The following is a 19,585-nucleotide window of genomic DNA, read 5'->3' as shown; positions in this document are numbered from 1 at the left end:
AAATTTTAACTCCTTTCTAAAAAATATGGGGCGAGACCGTAAAATCTCGCTCTTTCTCCTTGTACAAATTAATAATACAAATCATCTTTATCTATTTTTAAGATAATAACAACTACAATTATGAACGAATAATTTTTTATAAAGGAGAAAACAATGAAATTAGTTAAAATGAGTTTAGCTGCTATCGTAGCTGCTGGTGCTCTTTCAAGCGTAAGTGCGACTCCACTTGAAGAAGCTATAAAAAACGTAGATGTAAGCGGATTTGCTAGATACAGATACGATAATACAACAACTAAAGCTGCTTTAAATGGAGTTGATACTTCAGAAGGTAGCCATAGATTTACTTCTTATGTGGATTTCAAAGCTGCTTTAGATGACAACTTCTATGGTATCTTAGGTCTTAGATATGATAGTAGAGACATTTCTGGTGATGCTGATGGTAGAACAAATGTAGGTGTTAATGATCCAGGTGCTGAAGATTTTGGTCAAACTTTCAACGTTAGACAATTCTTATTAGGATACAAAGCTGGTAACACTACTATCCAAGCTGGTCGCCAAGTAGTAGGTACATTCTTTACTGATGATATGGTAGGAACTGGTCTTAAAGTGCTAAATACAGATATCACAGGTCTTACTCTAGCTGCTGTAGCGTTTGATGATTTACAAAGAGATGTAGATATTAGCAGTAATGGTTTATTAGTAGATAAAAATAACAACCCTATTTTCACATCAGATAACAATCTTTATGGCGTAGCAGCTATAGGCTCTTATGATCCAGTTAGCTTCCAAGTATGGTATGCTATGCTTCAAGACATAACAGATCTATATGCAGTAGAACTTGCTGCGAACTTTGATATAACAGAAGATCTATCTCTTGGTGCTAAAGCTCAGTATGCTGGTTCTAGCATAGATAGTGATTTTAAAGATAGAACAAATAATTTAGCTGATGACGCTGATTTCTGGGCTATTGAGGCTACAGCAGAGGGCTTTGGTTTAGACTTTAGTGCTGGTTATATAGACTTCTCTGCTGATAAAGACAAAGCTTCAGTTATATCTTATGAAGATGCTGGAAGCTTTATAAAACCGGGCGAAGATCTACTAAACTATACTGCATTTTTTGGTGAAAACAAATACTGGTTTGTTACTGCTGGTTACTCTTTCTTAGAGAAATTTAGAGTAGGCGTTGATTATGTAGATGGTAAAAATAAAACTCTTAATAACGGCGTAGTTAAACAAAACGAGATTGTTTATAGAGCAAGTTATGACTATAGCAAAAAACTTAACTTCCAAGCTTGGTATTCAAACATTGATCGTGATAAAAATCAAAATGATGTTAATCACTTCAGATTCCAAGCTAAATACTCATTCTAATTTTATGAGCCGAGTTTTCGGCTCTACTTTTGCTATCCAAACAGCTATCTTTTTATAAAAAACTACTTTATTTTAAATTTACTAGTGTTCAAATTTACTCATTTGGTAAACAATCGGTAAAGATTTTATCAAAATTTATACATTTTTAAGCTTATACTCATTAAACTTACAATTGAACTTTTTACAAGGAGAAAGAAATGAAATTAGTTAAAATGAGTTTAGCTGCTATCGTAGCTGCTGGTGCTCTTTCAAGCGTTGCAAGTGCAACTCCACTTGAAGAAGCTATAAAAAACGTTGATGTATCTGGCTATGCAAGATATAGATTTGATAGTACTCAAACAGATAATGGCACTACTAAAGATTCTGCAATAGCATACCATAGATTTACATCTACTATAGATTTTAAAGCTGCATTAGATGACAATTTCTTTGGTGTTATCGGCTTTAGATATGATAGTAGAGATTTGTCAGGTGATGGTGATAATGTAAATAATACAAATGTTGGTCAAACTATGACTACGCAAGCAGATCAAGGTTTTGATAACTATGGTCAAACTTTCAATGTTAGACAATTCTTATTAGGATATAAAATTGGTAACACTACTATCCAAGCTGGTCGTCAAGTTCTTGGTACATTCTTTACTGATGATATGGTAGGAACTGGTCTTAAAGTACTAAATACAGATATCACAGGTCTTACTCTAGCTGCTATTGCTTTTGATGACCTACAAAGAGATAGACATATCGGTACTAATGCCTTAGGACTTCAAAGACTTACAAATGGCGTACAAACTCCTGTTTTTACATCAGACAATAACCTTTATGGTGTAGCTGCTATAGGCTCTTATGATCCAGTTAGCTTCCAACTATGGTATGCACTTCTTCAAGATGTAGCTGATCTATATGCTGTAGATGTAGCTGTAAGCTTTGATGTAACAAGCGATATCAACCTAGGATTCCAAGGTCAATACGGTGCTTCAAGTATTTATGATTGGTATTCACATCAAAATGTTAAAGATGCAGATTTTTGGGCTTTACAAGCTAAATTCAACGGTTTTGGCGTAGATGCTAGAGCTGGTTATGTAGATTTCTCAACTGACGGAATTTCGCTTGTCTCTTATGAAGATCAAGGTAAATTTATAGAAGCTGGTGAAGATCTATATGATACTTATAGCGGATTTTTTGGTGACAATAACTACTGGTTCTTAGTAGCTGGATATACATTTGATAAATTTAGAGTAGGCGTTGACTATGTAGATGGTAAAAGAACTACAAATCTTGCAATAGGTGAGCAAGATGCTTATGAAATAGTTGGAAGACTAAATTATAACTATAGCAAAAAACTTAAATTCCAAACTTTCTGGTCACATTACGAGATTGACGCTAAAGCAAATGTAAACGATTTTAAAAACGATCACTTCAGATTTGAAGCTAGATACAACTTCTAATTTATCATAGAGCCGAGCTTTCGGCTCTACTTCCAAAAACTTCTTTTTTTAAAATTTACTTATCTTAAATTCCATACTTTACCAAGTATTAAATAAATATTTTGTATAATTTACCAAATTTAACTTCAAGGAAGATTATGAATTTGCTTAAAAAATCGCTACTTTTTGCATCTCTTGCGACGGTTTTATGCGCGGCTGACGATAGTAGCTATGTCATAGAAGCCAAAGGGGATTTTGGTAGAGAGCTTAAAGCTTTGGTAGAAAAGTATGCGGCTGATGAAAATGTATCTATAAACGTATATAAAAAAGTACCACAAGATAGTAGCGGTGGATTTATAAATATAGGAGTAGATAAAAACAGAGGTTATAACGCCGCTAGAGGTGAAGCTCTGTATAATGAAAACTGTTTGCACTGTCATGGTGAAAAAGGCACAAAAAGAGCTATGGGAGTTAGCGAGCGTCTTAGCAATATGAGCGGCGAAGATATCGCGGCGTCTATGTCGGCTTACAACTCAGATCCTGATTTTGGCGGACAACTAAAATACGTTATGCAACCTATGGCAAAAAACGTAAGCTTTTCTCAAGTAGGAGATATCATCGCTTATCTTAAAGGCGATAACGCATTTGTAAAACAAGATGAAGATCAAAATGGCGACATAAGCACAAAACCTTCATCTCAAGGAAGCTATCTACAATAATTTTGCGTGGTTTTTCCACGTAAAATCTTACTAAATTCAAATTTATATTTCAAATTGTTACAATTATAAGCATAAATTTAAATTTTTCATATAATCATTTCTTTTATTAAGATAATTTTATGTATCATTTGTGATTACGATTAATAAGGAGTGCTAATGAAGAAAATTTCACTTGTTGCGGCTATAGCTCTGCTTGCAACTTCATCAATGATAGCAAAAGAAGTAAAAGTAGGTGTCATTATGCCTATCACTGGCGCTGTGGCTGCTTATGGTCAAACAGCTTGGGCTGGTATAGAAATGGCAAATCGCTTAGAGCCAAAACTAAAAAACGGAGATAGTATTAAGCTAATTTTAGTAGATAATAAAGGCGATAAGGTAGAAACAACTACAAGTGCTACTAGGCTTGTAAGTGATGATAAAGTTGCTGGTCTGATAGGAGCTATGGTCACTGGTAACACTCAGCAAGTTTTACAGATAGCAGATGAGAAAAAAGTCCCTATGATAGCACCTGCTGCTACTGCTGATAAGCTACTTGATCGTGCAAAATATGGTGCTAGAGTTACTTTTATGGATTCGTTTCAAGGAACTAGTTTTGCTGCTTATGCCCTAAAAGCAGATCTTAAAACGGCTGTTATCGTCATAGATCAATCAACATCTTATTCTATCGGTCTTGCAAAAGCCTTTAAAAAAGAGTATGAGAAAAATGGTGGTAAAGTTCTAAAAGAGCTAAAGATCAGTAGCGGAGATAAGGATTTTAAAGCTATAGTTTCTCAAATAGCTAGCTTAAATCCAAGTTTAGTTTATATGCCTTTTTATCATCCTGAAGCTTCTCTTGTAATTCGTCAAGCAAAACAAATCGGTCTAAAAACTCAGTTTGCTAGTGGAGATGGCGTATCAAACGATACTTTTATAGAGCTTAGTGGCGATGCTAGTGAGGGCTATCTATACACAGATGCTTTTGATAGCTCAAATCCACCTACAAACAGAAGTAAAGAATTTGTAGCAGCTTACACAAAAGAAAAAGGAAGCAATGACATACCGGGCTTTACTGCTCTTGGGGCGGACTCATACTTTTTGATGCTAGATGCTATGAATCGCTGCGAAAATCCAGAAGATAGAGAGTGCGTAAATAACAAGATCAAAGAGACGAAAAACTTTGAGGGAGTTTCAGGTATCATCAATATAGATAAAAAAGGAAACGCCGTTCGTTCAGTCGTCGTCAAAGAGATAAAAGGCGGCAAGGCTGTTTATAAAGATACTGTAAATCCTTGATCTATAGATTTTATAAATTTAAAAAATTTGAAATTTAGCCCTTGTTTCTTAGCCTAGGGCTAAATTTCTTTTTACTTTTTATTTATATATCGGGATATTTTTACATTATAAAACACGCTTTATTTGCGGCGGTTTATGTTGCTAGAAATCTCTTTTTTAAGTATCAAATTTGATATTTAAAAAATAAATTTAGTTTTGGAATTCGAAATAAAAAAGTAGGAAGATTATGGATAGTGCGCTATTTTTTCAGCAAATGGTAAATGGCTTTAGCCTTGGGTCTATGTATGCTCTCATAGCTATAGGCTATACTATGGTATATGGTGTTTTAAGACTTATAAATTTCGCTCATGGGGATATAATGATGGTAGGAGCTTACGTAGCACTGCTATCTATGACTAGTTTTAGTCTGCCTTTTTGGTTTGCTCTTTTGTTTGCGGTAATTGTTGCGGCACTTCTTGGTGTTTTGACTGATAAGATAGCATATAAACCGCTTAGAAAAGCACCTAGAATATCGCTTTTGATAACTGCTATAGCCATCAGCTTTTTACTAGAAAACCTTTTTCAAGTTATCTTCGGTGGAGCTCCTAGATCATTTAACGTGCCTAGTTATTTTGAACAAGTTGTGAGTGTAGGTAATATAAATTTATCTATGATCGCTATTTTAGTTCCTGTGCTGACTTTGGTGCTTTTATGCTTTGTGCTTTTCATACTTTATAAAACGAAATATGGTATGGCTATAAGGGCGCTTGCCTTTGATATACAAACTGTAAATTTAATGGGTATTGATGCAAATATGATAATCTCTATAGTTTTTGCTTTAGGTTCAAGCTTGGCTGCGATTGGCGGAGTATTTTGGGCTCTTAGTTATCCTAGTATTGATCCTTTGATGGGTGTTCTTATTGGACTTAAAGCATTTGCGGCGGCTGTTTTAGGCGGTATAGGTTCTGTGGGCGGAGCAGTTTTAGGCGGATTTATCATAGGATTTACCGAAGTTGTCGCAGTAGCGTTTTTCCCTGATTTGGCTGGATTTAAAGACGCTTTTGCATTTATATTTTTGATACTGGTTTTACTTTTTAAACCAACAGGAATACTTGGTTATAATTTCGAAAAAAGCAGGTTTTAGTCATGAATAAGATTTTACATATCATATTTTTTGCTTTAGCTATAGGATTTGTATTTTTAAGCAATTACTATTTTAGTGAGTATTCTTTAAGTATTGTAAATAATATAGCGATTTTTATCATTTTAGCTATTAGCTACAACCTTATAAACGGAGTAACTGGTCAGTTTAGCTTGGAGCCTAATGGGTTTGTGGCTGTTGGTGCGTATGTAGCGGCTCTTTTACTACTAGGTAGTGAGTCAAAGCTTTATCAATTTGATATTGAAGATCCGTCGCCTTTTATACTAGCTATTCATACTACGAATTTTATCTTTGCTATGATAGTAAGTGGTATTTGTGCGACTATTTTGGCGCTGATTCTTGCTATGCCGGTTTTTAGAGTAAGGGGCGATTATCTAGCTATTGTTACTTTGGGGTTTGGTTTTATCATTCAGCTTTTGGCTGTAAATTTCCCTGCTTTTACAAATGGTTCTTTAGGATTAAATGAGGTATTAAGAAGTGATAATGAAGGGAATTTAAGTAAATATACAAATATATTTTATAGCGGTTTTGTTGCTATAATCGCTGTTTGTGTGATTTTAAATTTGATATATTCTAAATTTGGTCGTGCTATGAAAGCTGTTCGTGATGATGAAGATGCTGCTTTAGCTATGGGTATAAATACGTTTAAGATAAAAACTATGGCTTTTTGCGTGAGTGCGTTTTTTGAAGGTGTCGGCGGAGCACTTTTAGTTGGGTTACTTGGCAGTGTAAGTCCGGATCAATTTACGTTTATGTTTACGTTTCAGCTACTTATCATCATAGTTTTAGGTGGTCTTGGAAGTACAACTGGAGCGATACTGGGAACGATCTTGGTAATTGGCGGAAGTGAGTGGCTTAGGTTTTTAGATGAGCCGATGAATATTTTTGGCTATCAAACGTCTGCGTATCCTGGTCTTAGAATGGTCGTGTTTTCTGTGGTGCTGATATTTGTTATGTTGTTTGCAAGGCGTGGTATAATGGGACAATTTGAACTATTTGATCTGTTTAAAAAGAGGATTAAGAAATGATACTTACCTTGCAAGATATTAGTAAAAATTTCGGTGGAGTTCAAGCTATAGCAAAGACTAGTTTTGCCGTGGATAGCGGTGAGATATTTGGGCTAATAGGGCCTAATGGTGCTGGAAAAACTACGATGTTTAACATAATCACAGGAGCTTACAGCCCTAGTAGTGGGCAAGTGATTTTTGATGGTAAAAGTCTAAGTGGTGTCAAGCCTTATGAGATAGTAAATTTAGGTATAGCAAGAACATTTCAAAATATTCGTCTTTTTAGCTCTTTGAGTGTTTTGGAAAATGTTTTGATAGGTTTAAATAGCTCTACTAAATATAGTTTTGCAGAAGCGGTTTTGCATCTTGGAAGATTTGGCAGGGCAGAAAGAGTCGCAAAACAAAAGGCTTATGATATCTTAGGTGAGCTAGGAATAGCTAAATTTGCAGATGAGTTTGCAAAGAATTTGAGCTATGGAGCCCAAAGAAAAGTTGAGATCGCAAGAGCTTTAGCAACTAACCCGAAACTTCTTTTGCTAGATGAGCCAGTAGCTGGTATGAATCCTAGTGAAACAGATGAGCTAGCATGTATCATAGCAAATTTAAAAAATGATAAAAATTTAAGCATTTTGCTGATAGAACATGATATGAAATTTGTAAATAAACTTTGCGATAGAGTGCTTGTTTTGGATTATGGAAAAGTCATCTTTGAGGGACTTCCTAGTGACGCTGTAAAAGATAAAGAAGTTATAACTGCTTATTTGGGGGATTTTTTAGAATGATAAATGTTAAAAATTTGCATGTTTATTATGGTGTGATAGAAGCAGTTAAAGGTATAAACTTTAGCGTCGAAACAGGGCAGATAGTAAGTCTTATAGGCTCAAATGGTGCTGGAAAAACATCTACTTTAAATGCTCTTATAAACTCAGTCAAACGCACAGGAGAGATAAATTTCTTAGGCTATGAAACAATAAGGCATAAAACCCATACGATAGTAAAACAAGGCATCGCTTTAGTCCCTGAGGGAAGACGTGTTTTTATAAATTTAAGTGTAGAAGAAAATCTCAAAATGGGAGCTTTTAATAATTCAGAGAACTATGAACATTTAAGAGATGCTATGTATGACTTTTTTCCGCGTTTAAAGCAAAAAAAAGATCAATTGGCAGGGACTTTGAGTGGTGGAGAAGCTCAGATGCTTGCTATTTCAAGAGCTTTGATGAGTGAGCCAAAATTACTTATGTTAGATGAACCAAGCCTTGGTTTAGCTCCAAAAATCGTCGGTGAGGTTTTTGATATTATCGTAAAACTAAAAGAAGAAGGCATAACCATACTACTAGTCGAACAAAATGCGTTCTTAGCACTCAAGATAAGCGACTATGCTTACGTGCTAGAAAACGGGCATATAGCTATGGAGGGCAGTGCCAAAGATATGATAGGTAATGAAGATATAAAAAGAAAATATTTGGGTGCTTAAGGAGTTAGTAAAATATTTATTTTTTGATAATATAATTCGGCGTTTTTGATAAAATAAAGGGATTGTGATGGAGCTTCTAAAAAAAATTTTCTTAAGTATGGGTTCAGCTATCGTTCTTTTTTTAATATTTGCTGTTGCTAGTGGAGTAGCAACTATTATAGAAAGTATATATAATACTCAAACTGCTTGGGCTATCGTTTATGGTGCTGGATGGTTTGCTTTAGTTCAGCTTCTTTTGGGTATAAATTTGGCTTATAATATTTTTAGATATAAGCTTTTTGCATTAAAAAAACTTCCGGTTTTTATATTTCACGTAAGCTTTTTATTTATCCTTTTGGGTGCGATTTTAACGAGATATATAGGATTTGAAGGACAAATTCATATCAGAGAAAATAGCCAAAGCAATGAGATACTCACCGCTCAAAATTACATACAATTAAAATCTATAGACGCTAATAAAACAGACATTGTTTCTAAGCCTATATATGTGTCTAGCACTGGAAATAATAGCTTTGAGCTTTCACTACCTGCAAAAAATGGTACAGCGGTTTTAAGCTATTCGGATTTTATACCAAACGCAGTTCCTACTTGGGTAGAGAGTAAAGATGGAAAGCCTATCTTTGAAGTAATGTTTTCAAATGAGTCAAATAGTCGCTCTATTAGACTATCTCCAAATGAGAGCATAGAGATAGATGATATCAGTTTTACTTTCAACGACAAGCCAAAACAAGCTAAATTTATCAATATTATTTTAAAAGATGGTGAGTTTTTTATAGAAACAAATCAAGATATAAGCTACATGAAGATGGCAGATATGAGCAAAGGTGTGATCGAAAAAAACAGGCTTGTTAAATTTGAAGGGCTTAGGCTTTATACAATAGATGGTATAAACTTTGCTCCAAAGACTATGTTAAAAAGTGGTGTAAAAAGCGTGAAAAAAGCTGATGAAAATAGTCGCGGTATGGACGCTCTTATGGTAAAACTAAGCTATAACGGACAAGAGGCTATTTTACCTATTTTTAATGGTATGGAACCTGATAATGTAGAGATAGGCGGAGATAGGTTTGAGGTGGCTTGGTCGCCGATGATTGTAAAATTACCATTTTCATTATACTTAAAAGATTTTGAGCTAAAACGTTACCCAGGATCAAACTCGCCTATGAGTTACAGCAGCAGCGTTATAGTCAAAGACGGAGACTTAAATATGGACTATGATATTTATATGAACCATGTTTTGGATCATAAGGGTTATAGATTTTTCCAAAGTAGTTATGATATGGATGAAAAAGGAACTATACTTTCTGTAAATAATGACCCAGGAAAACTTCCTACTTATATAGGTTATTTTTTACTTGGTTTAGGGCTTTTACTAAATGTTTTAAATCCAAACTCTAGATTTAGAAAATTGGCTGCAAAAGTAAATGAAGCTAATGCAAAAAATTTAGCTATATTTGTAGTAGCCTGTATCGCATTATTTGGTACAAATAATTTACAAGCATTTAATTCTCTTCCTACTATAGACAAAGAACATGCAAAGAGTATTGCTACTATAGTTGTACAAAGTGCTGATGGTAGAATGAAGCCGTTTGATACAGTTGGATATGAGGTTTTAAATAAACTTTATAGAAGTGATAATTACAATGGAATGGACGCTAATAGTGTTGTTTTATCTATGATGGCAAATTCGTCTTATTGGAGAAGTGTTCCTATCATAAAAATAACAGATAAAGAGCTTAAAAAAATACTCGGTATCCCTGTAAATCAGAAATATGCTAGTTTTAACGACTTTTTTAGCACTGATCCAGATGCAAATATGGAGTATAAGCTGATAAAGTATAGTGAGCTTGCAAATAGAAAATCACCAGCAGTTAGAAATAAATTTGATAAAGATGTGATAAAAGCCGATGAAAAACTAAATATTTTATATATGGTATTTATGGGTGAGCTATTTAAAGTCATACCTAAAGAAGGCGATCCAAATAATACTTGGTACTCACCAGCAGGTGCTATGATGAACTTTGCTGGAGATGAGAGAAATAGGGTGACAAGCTTATTGCAAAATTATTTTGATAGTGTAAGTGTGGCACAAGAAAATGGGAATTGGGAAAAAGCTAATGAGAGTTTAAAAGCTCTAAAAGATTATCAAACAAAATACGGTGCTAGTGTTATGCCAACACAGAAAAAGCTAGATTTGGAGCTAGTTTTTAATAAATATCAAATTTTTGATAATCTAACGCCGGTTTATCTTATAGCTGGTTTTTCGCTTTTGATAGTTGTATTTATAAGAATGATAAAGCCAAAAATAAGAATGAATTTTGTCTTTAAGATAGTTTATTTTATAAATATTTTAGCCTTTATAGTTCATACCATTGGTCTTGGGCTTAGATGGTTTATCGCAGAGCATGCGCCTTGGAGTGATGCTTATGAAAGTATGGTATTTATAGCTTGGTCGCTAGCTCTTAGTGGTACTTTATTTGCTAGGAAATCAGCCATTTCTTTAGCCCTTACTTCTATACTTGCTGGTGTAACTCTTTTTGTCGCTCATTTAAGTTGGCTAGATCCTCAAATAACTACTTTAGTTCCTGTTTTGCAAAGCTACTGGCTTACTATACATGTTAGTGTTATCACTGCTAGTTATGGATTTTTAGGACTTTGTGCCTTGCTTGGATTTTTCACTCTTATTTTATTTGCTTTACAAGGTAAAAAAGAAAATCCGGAACTTTCAAGAAATATACTTGAAGCAACTAGGATAAATGAGATGGCTATGATACTTGGGTTAAGTTTGCTAGTATTTGGTAACTTCCTTGGTGGGGTTTGGGCAAATGAGAGTTGGGGGCGTTACTGGGGCTGGGATAGCAAAGAGACGTGGGCACTTGTAAGCATACTAATTTATGCTGCTATCGCTCATTTTAGATTTGTTCCTAGTGTAAATTCTCAGTATGCATTTGCAGTTGCGTCTATGTTTGGATATAGTTCTATTATTATGACGTATTTTGGAGTAAATTTTTACTTAGTTGGTATGCATAGCTATGCATCTGGCGATCCTATCCCTGTGCCAAATTTCATATGGATCGCTATAGCCGTTATGCTTATAATTACGGCTTTGGCTTATAGAAGAAAGAATTTTAGTAAAACTTTGTAAGTTTTTTCAGCCTTTAAAGGCTGGATTTTTTAAATTTAATAAGGATTTTATTTGAATAACATAGTACTTGGCGTTATCATTTTTATTATTATAGTTTTAGTAGTTATGACTGCTTTGGTTGTAAATATAGCATTTAAAAATAAAAAATCAAAGCCAAATTTAGTGTCAAATACAAATTTAGATCAAAAAGATGGAAATTTAACTATAAATGATCTTATAACTATAGTTTCAGATCCAAACTCTAGTAAAGAAACTATATTTAAAACCGTTCGATACTTTATATCAAACTTTAAATTCCCACAAAAACAAGATGGCGTCTCTTTAGAAACTAACATATATCTTCATTTTGTTACGCTAGTATCAAAACATAGAAATTCAGATGCAAAGATAATCTCATATCTTAATAACGAGATAAAAAAATCTAATCCGAATTACGGATTAGAAGTAGATAAAGCAGAAGCAAATGGTATGAATGGGCGTTCTTTTAGATAACGTAATTTATCGCTTGATAAACGATAGCACTAAGAAGTCCAGCAAAGAGTCCTGCTACCATATCATCTCCCATAACACCAAGTCCGCCTTTTACGTTCTTATCTATACGTCCTATAATGCTCGGTTTTGTTATATCAAGGACTCTAAAGAAGATAATAGATAGTGCTATTTGCATCCACGTTTCGCCACTGATACTGATAGCTAACCATACGCCTGCGACTTCATCGATGACTATATAACTTGCATCGTGAGAGCCTGTTTTGCTTTCATAGTCATTTATGACCTTTATCGAAGCTAAAAATAGCAACAAAGAAGCCAAAAATAGTGTTTGGTCTCCTATAAATTTAAATATCAAAACACCAAAAACTGCCCCTGCTAAACTTCCCCAAGTTCCTGGTGCCGGTCTTAAAAGTCCTATTCCAAAAAATGTTAAAAATAGTTTTTGCATCGTTATTCCTTATATAGTCTATTTTATATTTGATAATATTTTGTGATTATCATTGATTTTAAGTCAATGACGTAGTTTGATATAAATTCATAAGTTGCTCATAAAACTCTTTTTGGTTATGCTTTTCAAGTATTCCAGAATTTGGAAATAGATCGTCATAAATTCTTTGCAAATCATAAAATCTATTTGGAAATAGTTCGCTTAAGATCATAGCCGAAATTTCTTTACGCATCAAAATAGCAGGCGGTAATATGCCTTGATAAAGCAACTCTTTTAAGGTATTTGCGTGATATTTTATATGGTGATGTTGTCCGTGAGGGCATGTTTTTGTACTTACTATGGTGCGACATTCGTTGCAATACACAAACTCAGGCATAACTATCACTTCTAAATTTAGATCTTTTGAATACTTATCTAGCGCCGTATTTGCTCCGCTTTTATCATAAAACATACCTATACCGCCGTGATTTTGACCTACGACTAGTTTTGTAGCACCAAAATTGTGAGCGGCTATGCACTCAAGCACAGGATTTATATGATCATTAAAAAGATAGGTATTTTCAAAAGGGACTATGATGACTCTATCGCGAGGTAAAAAATTGTCTTTGAAAAACTCAAGTGTTTTTAGCCTTAGATCAAAACTAAGTCTTTTATCGCCATTAAACGTTCTTATCAAAAATATTATTAGTAGATCGGCTTTATCTATAGTCATTCTTACTAATCTTTCGTGAAGTCTATGAAATGGATCAGCTGTTAGCATAAGGGCTGTGATCTTTTTTAAGTTATGGCTTTCTATAATCTGTTTTATGTAGGCTTTTTTTTCTTTTAGTGAGTCTTGATATATCTCAAATTCACCGCTGATAGCTAATTTACCTGCTCTTTGATTGCTTGGTAAAGAGATATCTCTTGCTCTAAATATACTTGCTTCGGCGTTATTTAGTTTAAATACTGACGAACATACTATATGCCCTATTATTTTATCATCTTTTATCAGCTCAATTTTATCGCCATGTTTGGCTTCTAGTAAGGTTTGTTGATTTCTTTTACCAAATGGAGCAAAAGTATAGGCGTATGGCATCGGCTCATTTTGAAAATATCCAGATCTTACTACTTCGTTCTCTTCATCTTCGTTCATAAGTTTATTAAATTTACCTAGTATTTGATTTTGGATAAGTAAAAGAGTGCCAAATGCTTCTTGATTTATAAGGATAGTGCTATTTTTTCTTTGCGATGTCATATTTTTTTCTTTTCTCCCAAAGTGATTTTCTAGAAATTCCAAGTCTTTTTGATAGCTCAGTGTCTGGAAAAGTATCTTGATAGCCAAATATTATATGCTTTATGTATTCATCAATAGTCAAAATATCACTTCCATCAAATCCGTTTGAGTCTATATTTATAACCATTTTATCAAATCCGCTTATATCTATATCTGTTTGTGTGGCTAAGATAGTGCTTTTATCTTTTATCAGCTTTAAAACTTCTTCTTGCTCACTCTCTTCTATCTTATCAAATTCAGTTATATATAAAAGTGAATGATAATGATAGGATTTTAGTGAAGTCATCAGCTCTTCATCAAGTGCTGAAATTTGCTTATATGCTAAATTTATCCATTTTGCATAGAAAAATACGAAGCTATCTGCGTATTGCTTCCTTTTTGTTACTATTAGCAGAGGGATTTTCACCTTTTTAAAGTCGCATTTTGGTAATTTATATGATTTTAGATAAGAAGTTACGATCTGTTCGTATGTGTTATTTAAAATCTCATATCTTTTGTATGATTCAAAAAGCTTGATTTTTCTTACTAACTCTTCTATCATAAATGGTTTTTGTATATAGTCATCAGCTCCAGCTTTTATAGGATTTGAGACTGTGTCGCTGCTTATATAACTTATAAGAAGTATGATGATAGAGTTTTGATGCTTTTTTATAACTGGATAAAAGTCTTGTCCTATTAGCCCAGTAGATAGTAGTATGACATCAAATTTATCATCTCTTAGGGCATCTTTTGCATTTGTTGCTATTTCACAGCTATAACCAAAATCCGCTAACTTACTAGCCATACTTTGTGCGAGATATATCTCATTTTCTACGATTAAAACTTTCATAATACATTCTGCCAATTGAAATATTTAAGATTAGTAGTAGCACTTACTGCTATACCTTCTTTGCGTCCTACAAACCCAAGTTGCTCGGTTGTGGTAGCTTTGACATTTACTTTATTTAGTGCTACCCCTAAGATATCTGCGATAGTTTTTCTCATCTCTTCTTTATACGGACTTATTTTAGGTTGTTGTGCGAGTATGGTGATATCGGCATTTATGATATCAAATCCAACTTCTTTTATGAGTTTTACACTATCTTTTAAAAGTAGCTTTGAGTCTATACCTTTAAATTTAGGATCGTTATCTGGATAAAGCTCTCCTATATCTCCAAGTCCGCTAGCCCCAAGCAAGGCATCGCAAAGTGCGTGCAATGCTACGTCACCGTCGCTATGAGCTAAAAATGCTTTATCGTATGGAATTTTAACTCCACCAAGAGTTATGAAATCACCGCTAGTAAATTTATGCACATCAAATCCACTTCCGCAAAACATATCATTTGATGGTGGCATTAAATTTAGATATTTAAGATCGTCTTTATATGTTATTTTTTTTGCTCTCTCATCGCCTTCTATATACCATACTTTGCCACCGATAGCTTTTATAGCAGAGCTATCGTCTGTAAAAATACTATTAGTTTGAAGTGCTTTTCTAAGTAGGCTTGAGCGTGATAGTTGAGGTGTTTGGATAAGTTTTATCTCATCTCTATTTATGTATTCGTTTTGATATATAGCACTATCGCTGACTTTAAGTGCTGGAACTATACAATCTGCGTTTGAAGCGTTATTTATAAGTTTTAAGATCAGCTCTTTTGGAATATTTGGTCTTGCTGTATCGCTTACCATCACAAATTCGCTATCTACTAAAGCCATAGCGTTTTTTAAGCTTTCTTGTCTTGTCTCTCCGCCTTCGACAAACTTAAAATGAGAGTTAAATTTACTCATATAAGCGCTTTCTTTGCTGACTATGATAATATCTTTAAATGTATAGTTTGAACTGATATTTTTAGCCGCATATAGCCAAAGAGGATCATTCCCGATCCTAAGCCACTGTTTTTTCGACTGCAGACCAAATCTAGTCGAATTTCCTGCTCCAAGCATAATTAAAGTTATATTAAGCAACATTCTTCCTAATAAATTTATAAAGTGTTACGAAATTATACACTTTTTTTCTTACATTGTGATTAGTTTAGTTTTAAATTTAAAAGAGTAAGTTAATCTCTTTTTTAGTAATTTTTAGTAAAATACTTAAATCTAAAGAAAATTATAAGGAAAGCAAAATGAGAAAAGAGTGGTGCCAAGCCCGTAAAAACGACCCGACCCCGACTCAGATGTATTACGCAAAAAATGGTATCATAACGCCTGAAATGGAGTATATCGCTAAGATAGAAATGTTAGACGTAAATGATATAAGAGATAACGTAGCTAGTGGCAAACTAGTCATTCCTGCAAACATAAATCACACAAACCAAATTCCAATGGCGATAGGCAGAAGTGTAAAATGCAAAATCAACGCAAATATAGGCTCATCTGCTTTAGCAAGTGATATAAACGAAGAGATAGAAAAGCTTCAAGTTTGCTTGAAGTATGGTGCGGATACGGTTATGGATTTAAGCACAGGTGGCGATCTAGACGAGATAAGAAAAGCTATCATAGCAAATTCTACCGTGCCTATAGGTACAGTTCCTATCTATCAGATCATACACGATATCAAAAATTTAGATAACCTCACACCGCAAATTATGCTTGATTGTATCGAAAAGCAAGCTCGTCAAGGCGTTAGCTATTTTACTATACACGCTGGATTTTTACTAAGACTTATGCCTTTTGTAGCAAAACGTAAGATGGGTATAGTAAGTCGGGGTGGAAGTCTTATGGCTAGTTGGATGATGAAACATCATAAAGAAAATCCATTTTATGAAGCATTTGATGATATCTGTGATATCTGTGCAAAATATGACGTCACGATCAGCCTAGGCGATAGCTTAAGACCTGGCTGTTTGTATGATGCTAGCGATGAAGCTCAGCTAGGAGAGCTTGAAATTTTAGGTGAGCTAACAAAAAGAGCATGGGAGAAAAACGTTCAAATAATGGTCGAAGGACCAGGACATGTTCCGTTTAATCAAATAGAGTTTAATATGAAAGAAGAGCAGCGACTTTGTCACGACGCGCCGTTTTATATCTTAGGGCCTCTTCCTACTGATATAGGTGCAGGGTATGACCATATAACAAGTGCGATAGGTGGAACTATGGCTGCATACCACGGTGCAAGTATGCTTTGCTATGTTACTCCAAAAGAGCATTTAGGCCTACCAAATGCAAAAGATGTAAGAGATGGTATAATAGCACACAAGATTGCCGCTCACGCAGCTGACGTAGCTCTTGGTAGAGTAGGGGCTATCGATAGAGATAATGCGATGAGCGATGCGAGATATAATTTTGACTGGAACAAGCAGTTTGAGCTAGCATTAGATCCAGATAAAGCAAGAGAACTTCACGATGAGAGTTTGCCTCAGGACGTATTTAAAGAAGCTGAGTTTTGCTCTATGTGTGGGCCTAAATTCTGTGCTTATAAGATAAGTAGAGAGATAGCAAAAAACGAATGTGAAAGTTATCCTAAGGAGAATAAATGACAAACGAGCAGATACTAGAAGAGTTAAAAAAGGTTATATATCCGGGATTTAAAAAAAGTATAGTTGAGTTTGGCTTTGTCAAATCAACCGACCCAGAGATCGTAGTAGAGATAGTTTCATCAAAACCAGAAGTAGCAAATAAAGTAAAGATGGATATAGAGGCTTTAAATTTAGGTAAAAAAGTAGTGATCCAAGCCCCAAAAATGGAGCCTGAAAAAAGCAATAGCAGAAGTGGGCAAAATATAGCCCCACAAATCAAAAATTTCGTAATGGTAAGTAGCGGAAAAGGCGGTGTAGGCAAATCTACTACCACACTAAATTTGGCGATATCTATGGCAAAACTAGGTAAGAAAGTAGGACTTTTAGATGCTGATATCTATGGTCCAAATATCCCTAGAATGTTAGGATGTGAAAATACAGAGCCAACAGTAGTAGGTCAAAGACTAGCTCCATTGCAAACTCATGGTATAGAGATGATGAGTATGGGCGTACTTATAAGCCATGGTCAAGGACTTATGTGGAGAGGTTCTATGATAATGAAAGCCATCACTCAGTTACTAAATGACGTTATGTGGAGCGATCTAGATGTGTTATTTTTAGATATGCCTCCAGGGACTGGCGATGCACAGATCACTCTAGCTCAAAGCGTTCCGGTAACTGCTGGGATATGTGTAAGCACTCCTCAAACAGTCGCGCTTGATGATTCAGCAAGAAGTCTTGATATGTTTAATAAACTACATATTCCGATCGCTGGAATAGTAGAAAATATGAGCGGATTTATATGTCCTGATTGTGGTAAAGAGTATGATATATTTGGCAAGGGCGGTACGGAAAGTTTGTCTAAAGAATACAAAGTAGATATCTTAGCTCAGATCCCTATTGAGCCAAGCATCAGGATAGGTGGTGATACGGGAAAACCAGTAAGCTTCTATGAGCCAAACTCTGTTAGTGCAAAAAGATATGACGCCGCTGCTATCAAGCTTTGGGAAAAGATAGAAGAGATAAACGCAAATGGTGGAGCCGATAACTCTGCTATTCAACCTGTAATGGATGGCAAATCAGCTTGTTCTAAGTAAATTTAAGCCCATTTTAGGGCTTAAATTTGATATTTTAAATAACCTTATCAAATTCAATCATCTCTAATACTTCTCATTTTAAAATAAGCTTAAATAAATTATTAAAATAAAGTAGGCAAAATTTATATAAATTGTAGGTAATATCATATAAAAATCAAATTTATAATCTACTATAGCTTTTTAATCATTAATAAATTATAATAACAAAAACTAGAAAAAAGAGATAAAAAATGTGTGATGAATTTTATATGAGCTTAGCTATAAACAGAGCTTGGGAGTTTCAGTTCCTTACCTATCCAAATCCAGCGGTTGGATGCGTCATAGTTTCAAGCAGTGGCGAGATACTCGCTATAGAAGCACACGAAAAAGCAGGAAACGCTCACGCCGAGTTAAATGCCGTAAAATCAGCGCTTTGTCAGATAAATAGTGATTATGTAAATAGTTTAGGACGTCTTAAAAATGCAAATGAAATTTATGATTTTATCTTACAAAATCACTCAAATTTGCTCAAAGATATGGTGGCTTATGTAACGCTTGAACCATGTTCTCATCAAGGACGCACGCCATCTTGTGCTATGCTTTTAAGCAAACTTGGATTTAAAAGAGTTGTTATAAGCACAAAAGATACTAGTAAGCAAGCAAGCGGTGGTGAAGACATACTAAGAAAACACGGAATTCAAACAAAACTAGGAGTTTGTAAGAGTGAAGTGGACTTGCTTTTAGAGCCGTTTTGGACTTGGAGCAATGGAAATTTTACATTTTTTAAGATAGCCCTTAGCCAAAATGGAGTCGCGAGTGGCGGCACGATATCAAATCTTTTAAGCCGTACCCACACTCATAAACTAAGATCTTTAGTAGATATGCTCATTATCGGTGGAAATAGTGTTAGAACCGATCTGCCTACTCTTGATACTAGACTCATAAGCGGTGGCGTGAATCCTGATATTTTAGTATATTCTCATAGTAAGGATTTTGATAAAAGCATTCCTTTATTTAGCGTAAAAGATAGAAATGTTGAGATTTCAAGTAGTTTAGACCCTGCTTTTGAGCGTAAATTTGTTATGTATGAAGGAGGCGGAAACGCACTTTCAAATTTAGATAAAAGAATAAAATGGCTTTTGATATATAGATCAAACGAATTTAAATCTGGTAAAAATATAAGCTTAGATCTAAAGATCAATATACTTCACACTACAAAATTTGATAATGATGAGCTTCTATGGTGTAAAATTATAGAATAAAATACTATTTTATTTATTTTTAAGTAAAAATAAGGTATATAAAA

At 34.4% G+C, this 19,585-nt stretch carries 17 protein-coding genes; 13 read left to right on the top strand and 4 right to left on the bottom strand.

Annotated elements, in window-relative coordinates; translation table 11 throughout:
- The first annotated feature begins 153 nt into the window (after positions 1 to 153).
- From CHLWT_RS08105 to CHLWT_RS08060, 10 genes are all read left to right on the top strand, one after another.
- A complete protein-coding gene (locus CHLWT_RS08105) occupies positions 154 to 1,371 on the top strand; it encodes a major outer membrane protein (protein ID WP_112000133.1) in 1,218 nt (405 codons plus the stop codon).
- A 197-nt stretch (positions 1,372 to 1,568) separates the two neighbouring features.
- Positions 1,569 to 2,819, top strand: a complete 1,251-nt coding sequence (locus CHLWT_RS08100; protein ID WP_112000134.1) for a major outer membrane protein — start codon at positions 1,569 to 1,571, stop codon at positions 2,817 to 2,819.
- A gap of 137 nt (positions 2,820 to 2,956) precedes the next feature.
- Positions 2,957 to 3,517, top strand: a complete 561-nt coding sequence (locus CHLWT_RS08095; RefSeq protein WP_112000135.1) for a c-type cytochrome — start codon at positions 2,957 to 2,959, stop codon at positions 3,515 to 3,517.
- A gap of 156 nt (positions 3,518 to 3,673) precedes the next feature.
- Positions 3,674 to 4,789, top strand: coding sequence for an ABC transporter substrate-binding protein (locus tag CHLWT_RS08090; RefSeq protein WP_112000136.1), 1,116 nt, complete (start codon positions 3,674 to 3,676; stop codon positions 4,787 to 4,789).
- 226 nt (positions 4,790 to 5,015) lie between these two features.
- Entirely contained in the window at positions 5,016 to 5,912 is an 897-nt protein-coding gene (locus tag CHLWT_RS08085; protein ID WP_111968791.1) for a branched-chain amino acid ABC transporter permease, read from the top strand.
- Positions 5,913 to 5,914: 2 nt separating this feature from the next.
- The gene (locus CHLWT_RS08080) at positions 5,915 to 6,958 is read left to right on the top strand and encodes a branched-chain amino acid ABC transporter permease (RefSeq protein ID WP_111947977.1); all 1,044 of its coding nucleotides are present in this window, start codon (positions 5,915 to 5,917) and stop codon (positions 6,956 to 6,958) included.
- Positions 6,955 to 7,719 carry an ABC transporter ATP-binding protein gene (locus CHLWT_RS08075; RefSeq protein ID WP_063998767.1) on the top strand — a complete coding sequence of 255 codons (765 nt, stop codon included), beginning with the start codon at positions 6,955 to 6,957 and terminating at the stop codon, positions 7,717 to 7,719. Before CHLWT_RS08080 ends, CHLWT_RS08075 begins: the two co-directional genes overlap by 4 nt.
- Positions 7,716 to 8,411 carry an ABC transporter ATP-binding protein gene (locus tag CHLWT_RS08070; RefSeq protein ID WP_063998766.1) on the top strand — a complete coding sequence of 232 codons (696 nt, stop codon included), beginning with the start codon at positions 7,716 to 7,718 and terminating at the stop codon, positions 8,409 to 8,411. The genes CHLWT_RS08075 and CHLWT_RS08070 overlap by 4 nt, the downstream gene beginning before the upstream one ends.
- 67 nt (positions 8,412 to 8,478) lie before the next feature.
- Entirely contained in the window at positions 8,479 to 11,553 is a 3,075-nt protein-coding gene (locus CHLWT_RS08065) for a cytochrome c biogenesis protein CcsA (RefSeq protein ID WP_112000137.1), read from the top strand.
- Positions 11,554 to 11,604: 51 nt separating this feature from the next.
- On the top strand, positions 11,605 to 12,045 hold the full coding sequence (locus tag CHLWT_RS08060; RefSeq protein ID WP_112000138.1) for a hypothetical protein: 441 nt from the start codon (positions 11,605 to 11,607) through the stop codon (positions 12,043 to 12,045).
- Here the strand turns inward: CHLWT_RS08060 and CHLWT_RS08055 are convergent.
- The 4 genes from CHLWT_RS08055 to CHLWT_RS08040 are packed head-to-tail and all read right to left on the bottom strand — an operon-like array spanning position 12,038 to position 15,713.
- A complete protein-coding gene (locus CHLWT_RS08055) occupies positions 12,038 to 12,493 on the bottom strand; it encodes a phosphatidylglycerophosphatase A family protein (protein WP_112000139.1) in 456 nt (151 codons plus the stop codon). The genes CHLWT_RS08060 and CHLWT_RS08055 overlap by 8 nt on opposite strands.
- Before the next feature lie 58 nt (positions 12,494 to 12,551).
- On the bottom strand, positions 12,552 to 13,730 hold the full coding sequence (locus CHLWT_RS08050; protein ID WP_111968797.1) for a sulfate adenylyltransferase: 1,179 nt from the start codon (positions 13,728 to 13,730) through the stop codon (positions 12,552 to 12,554).
- Positions 13,708 to 14,598, bottom strand: coding sequence for a response regulator (locus CHLWT_RS08045; RefSeq protein WP_111968798.1), 891 nt, complete (start codon positions 14,596 to 14,598; stop codon positions 13,708 to 13,710). The genes CHLWT_RS08050 and CHLWT_RS08045 overlap by 23 nt, the downstream gene beginning before the upstream one ends.
- The gene (locus CHLWT_RS08040; RefSeq protein WP_111947982.1) at positions 14,595 to 15,713 is read right to left on the bottom strand and encodes a bifunctional 2-C-methyl-D-erythritol 4-phosphate cytidylyltransferase/2-C-methyl-D-erythritol 2,4-cyclodiphosphate synthase; all 1,119 of its coding nucleotides are present in this window, start codon (positions 15,711 to 15,713) and stop codon (positions 14,595 to 14,597) included. The genes CHLWT_RS08045 and CHLWT_RS08040 overlap by 4 nt, the downstream gene beginning before the upstream one ends.
- 158 nt (positions 15,714 to 15,871) lie before the next feature.
- Here CHLWT_RS08040 and thiC point away from each other — a divergent pair, with 158 nt between their 5' ends.
- From thiC to ribD, 3 genes are all read left to right on the top strand, one after another.
- A complete protein-coding gene (gene thiC / locus CHLWT_RS08035; protein ID WP_063998759.1) occupies positions 15,872 to 17,224 on the top strand; it encodes a phosphomethylpyrimidine synthase ThiC in 1,353 nt (450 codons plus the stop codon).
- The gene (locus CHLWT_RS08030) at positions 17,221 to 18,300 is read left to right on the top strand and encodes an Mrp/NBP35 family ATP-binding protein (RefSeq protein ID WP_063998758.1); all 1,080 of its coding nucleotides are present in this window, start codon (positions 17,221 to 17,223) and stop codon (positions 18,298 to 18,300) included. The genes thiC and CHLWT_RS08030 overlap by 4 nt, the downstream gene beginning before the upstream one ends.
- 230 nt (positions 18,301 to 18,530) lie before the next feature.
- The gene (ribD, locus tag CHLWT_RS08025; RefSeq protein WP_112000140.1) at positions 18,531 to 19,541 is read left to right on the top strand and encodes a bifunctional diaminohydroxyphosphoribosylaminopyrimidine deaminase/5-amino-6-(5-phosphoribosylamino)uracil reductase RibD; all 1,011 of its coding nucleotides are present in this window, start codon (positions 18,531 to 18,533) and stop codon (positions 19,539 to 19,541) included.
- The last annotated feature ends 44 nt before the right edge of the window (positions 19,542 to 19,585 follow it).

Origin of the sequence: Campylobacter hyointestinalis subsp. lawsonii (assembly GCF_013372165.1) — a bacterium.
GTDB classification, from domain to species: Bacteria; Campylobacterota; Campylobacteria; order Campylobacterales; family Campylobacteraceae; genus Campylobacter; species Campylobacter lawsonii.
This window is presented reverse-complemented; position numbering and strand designations above follow the sequence as displayed.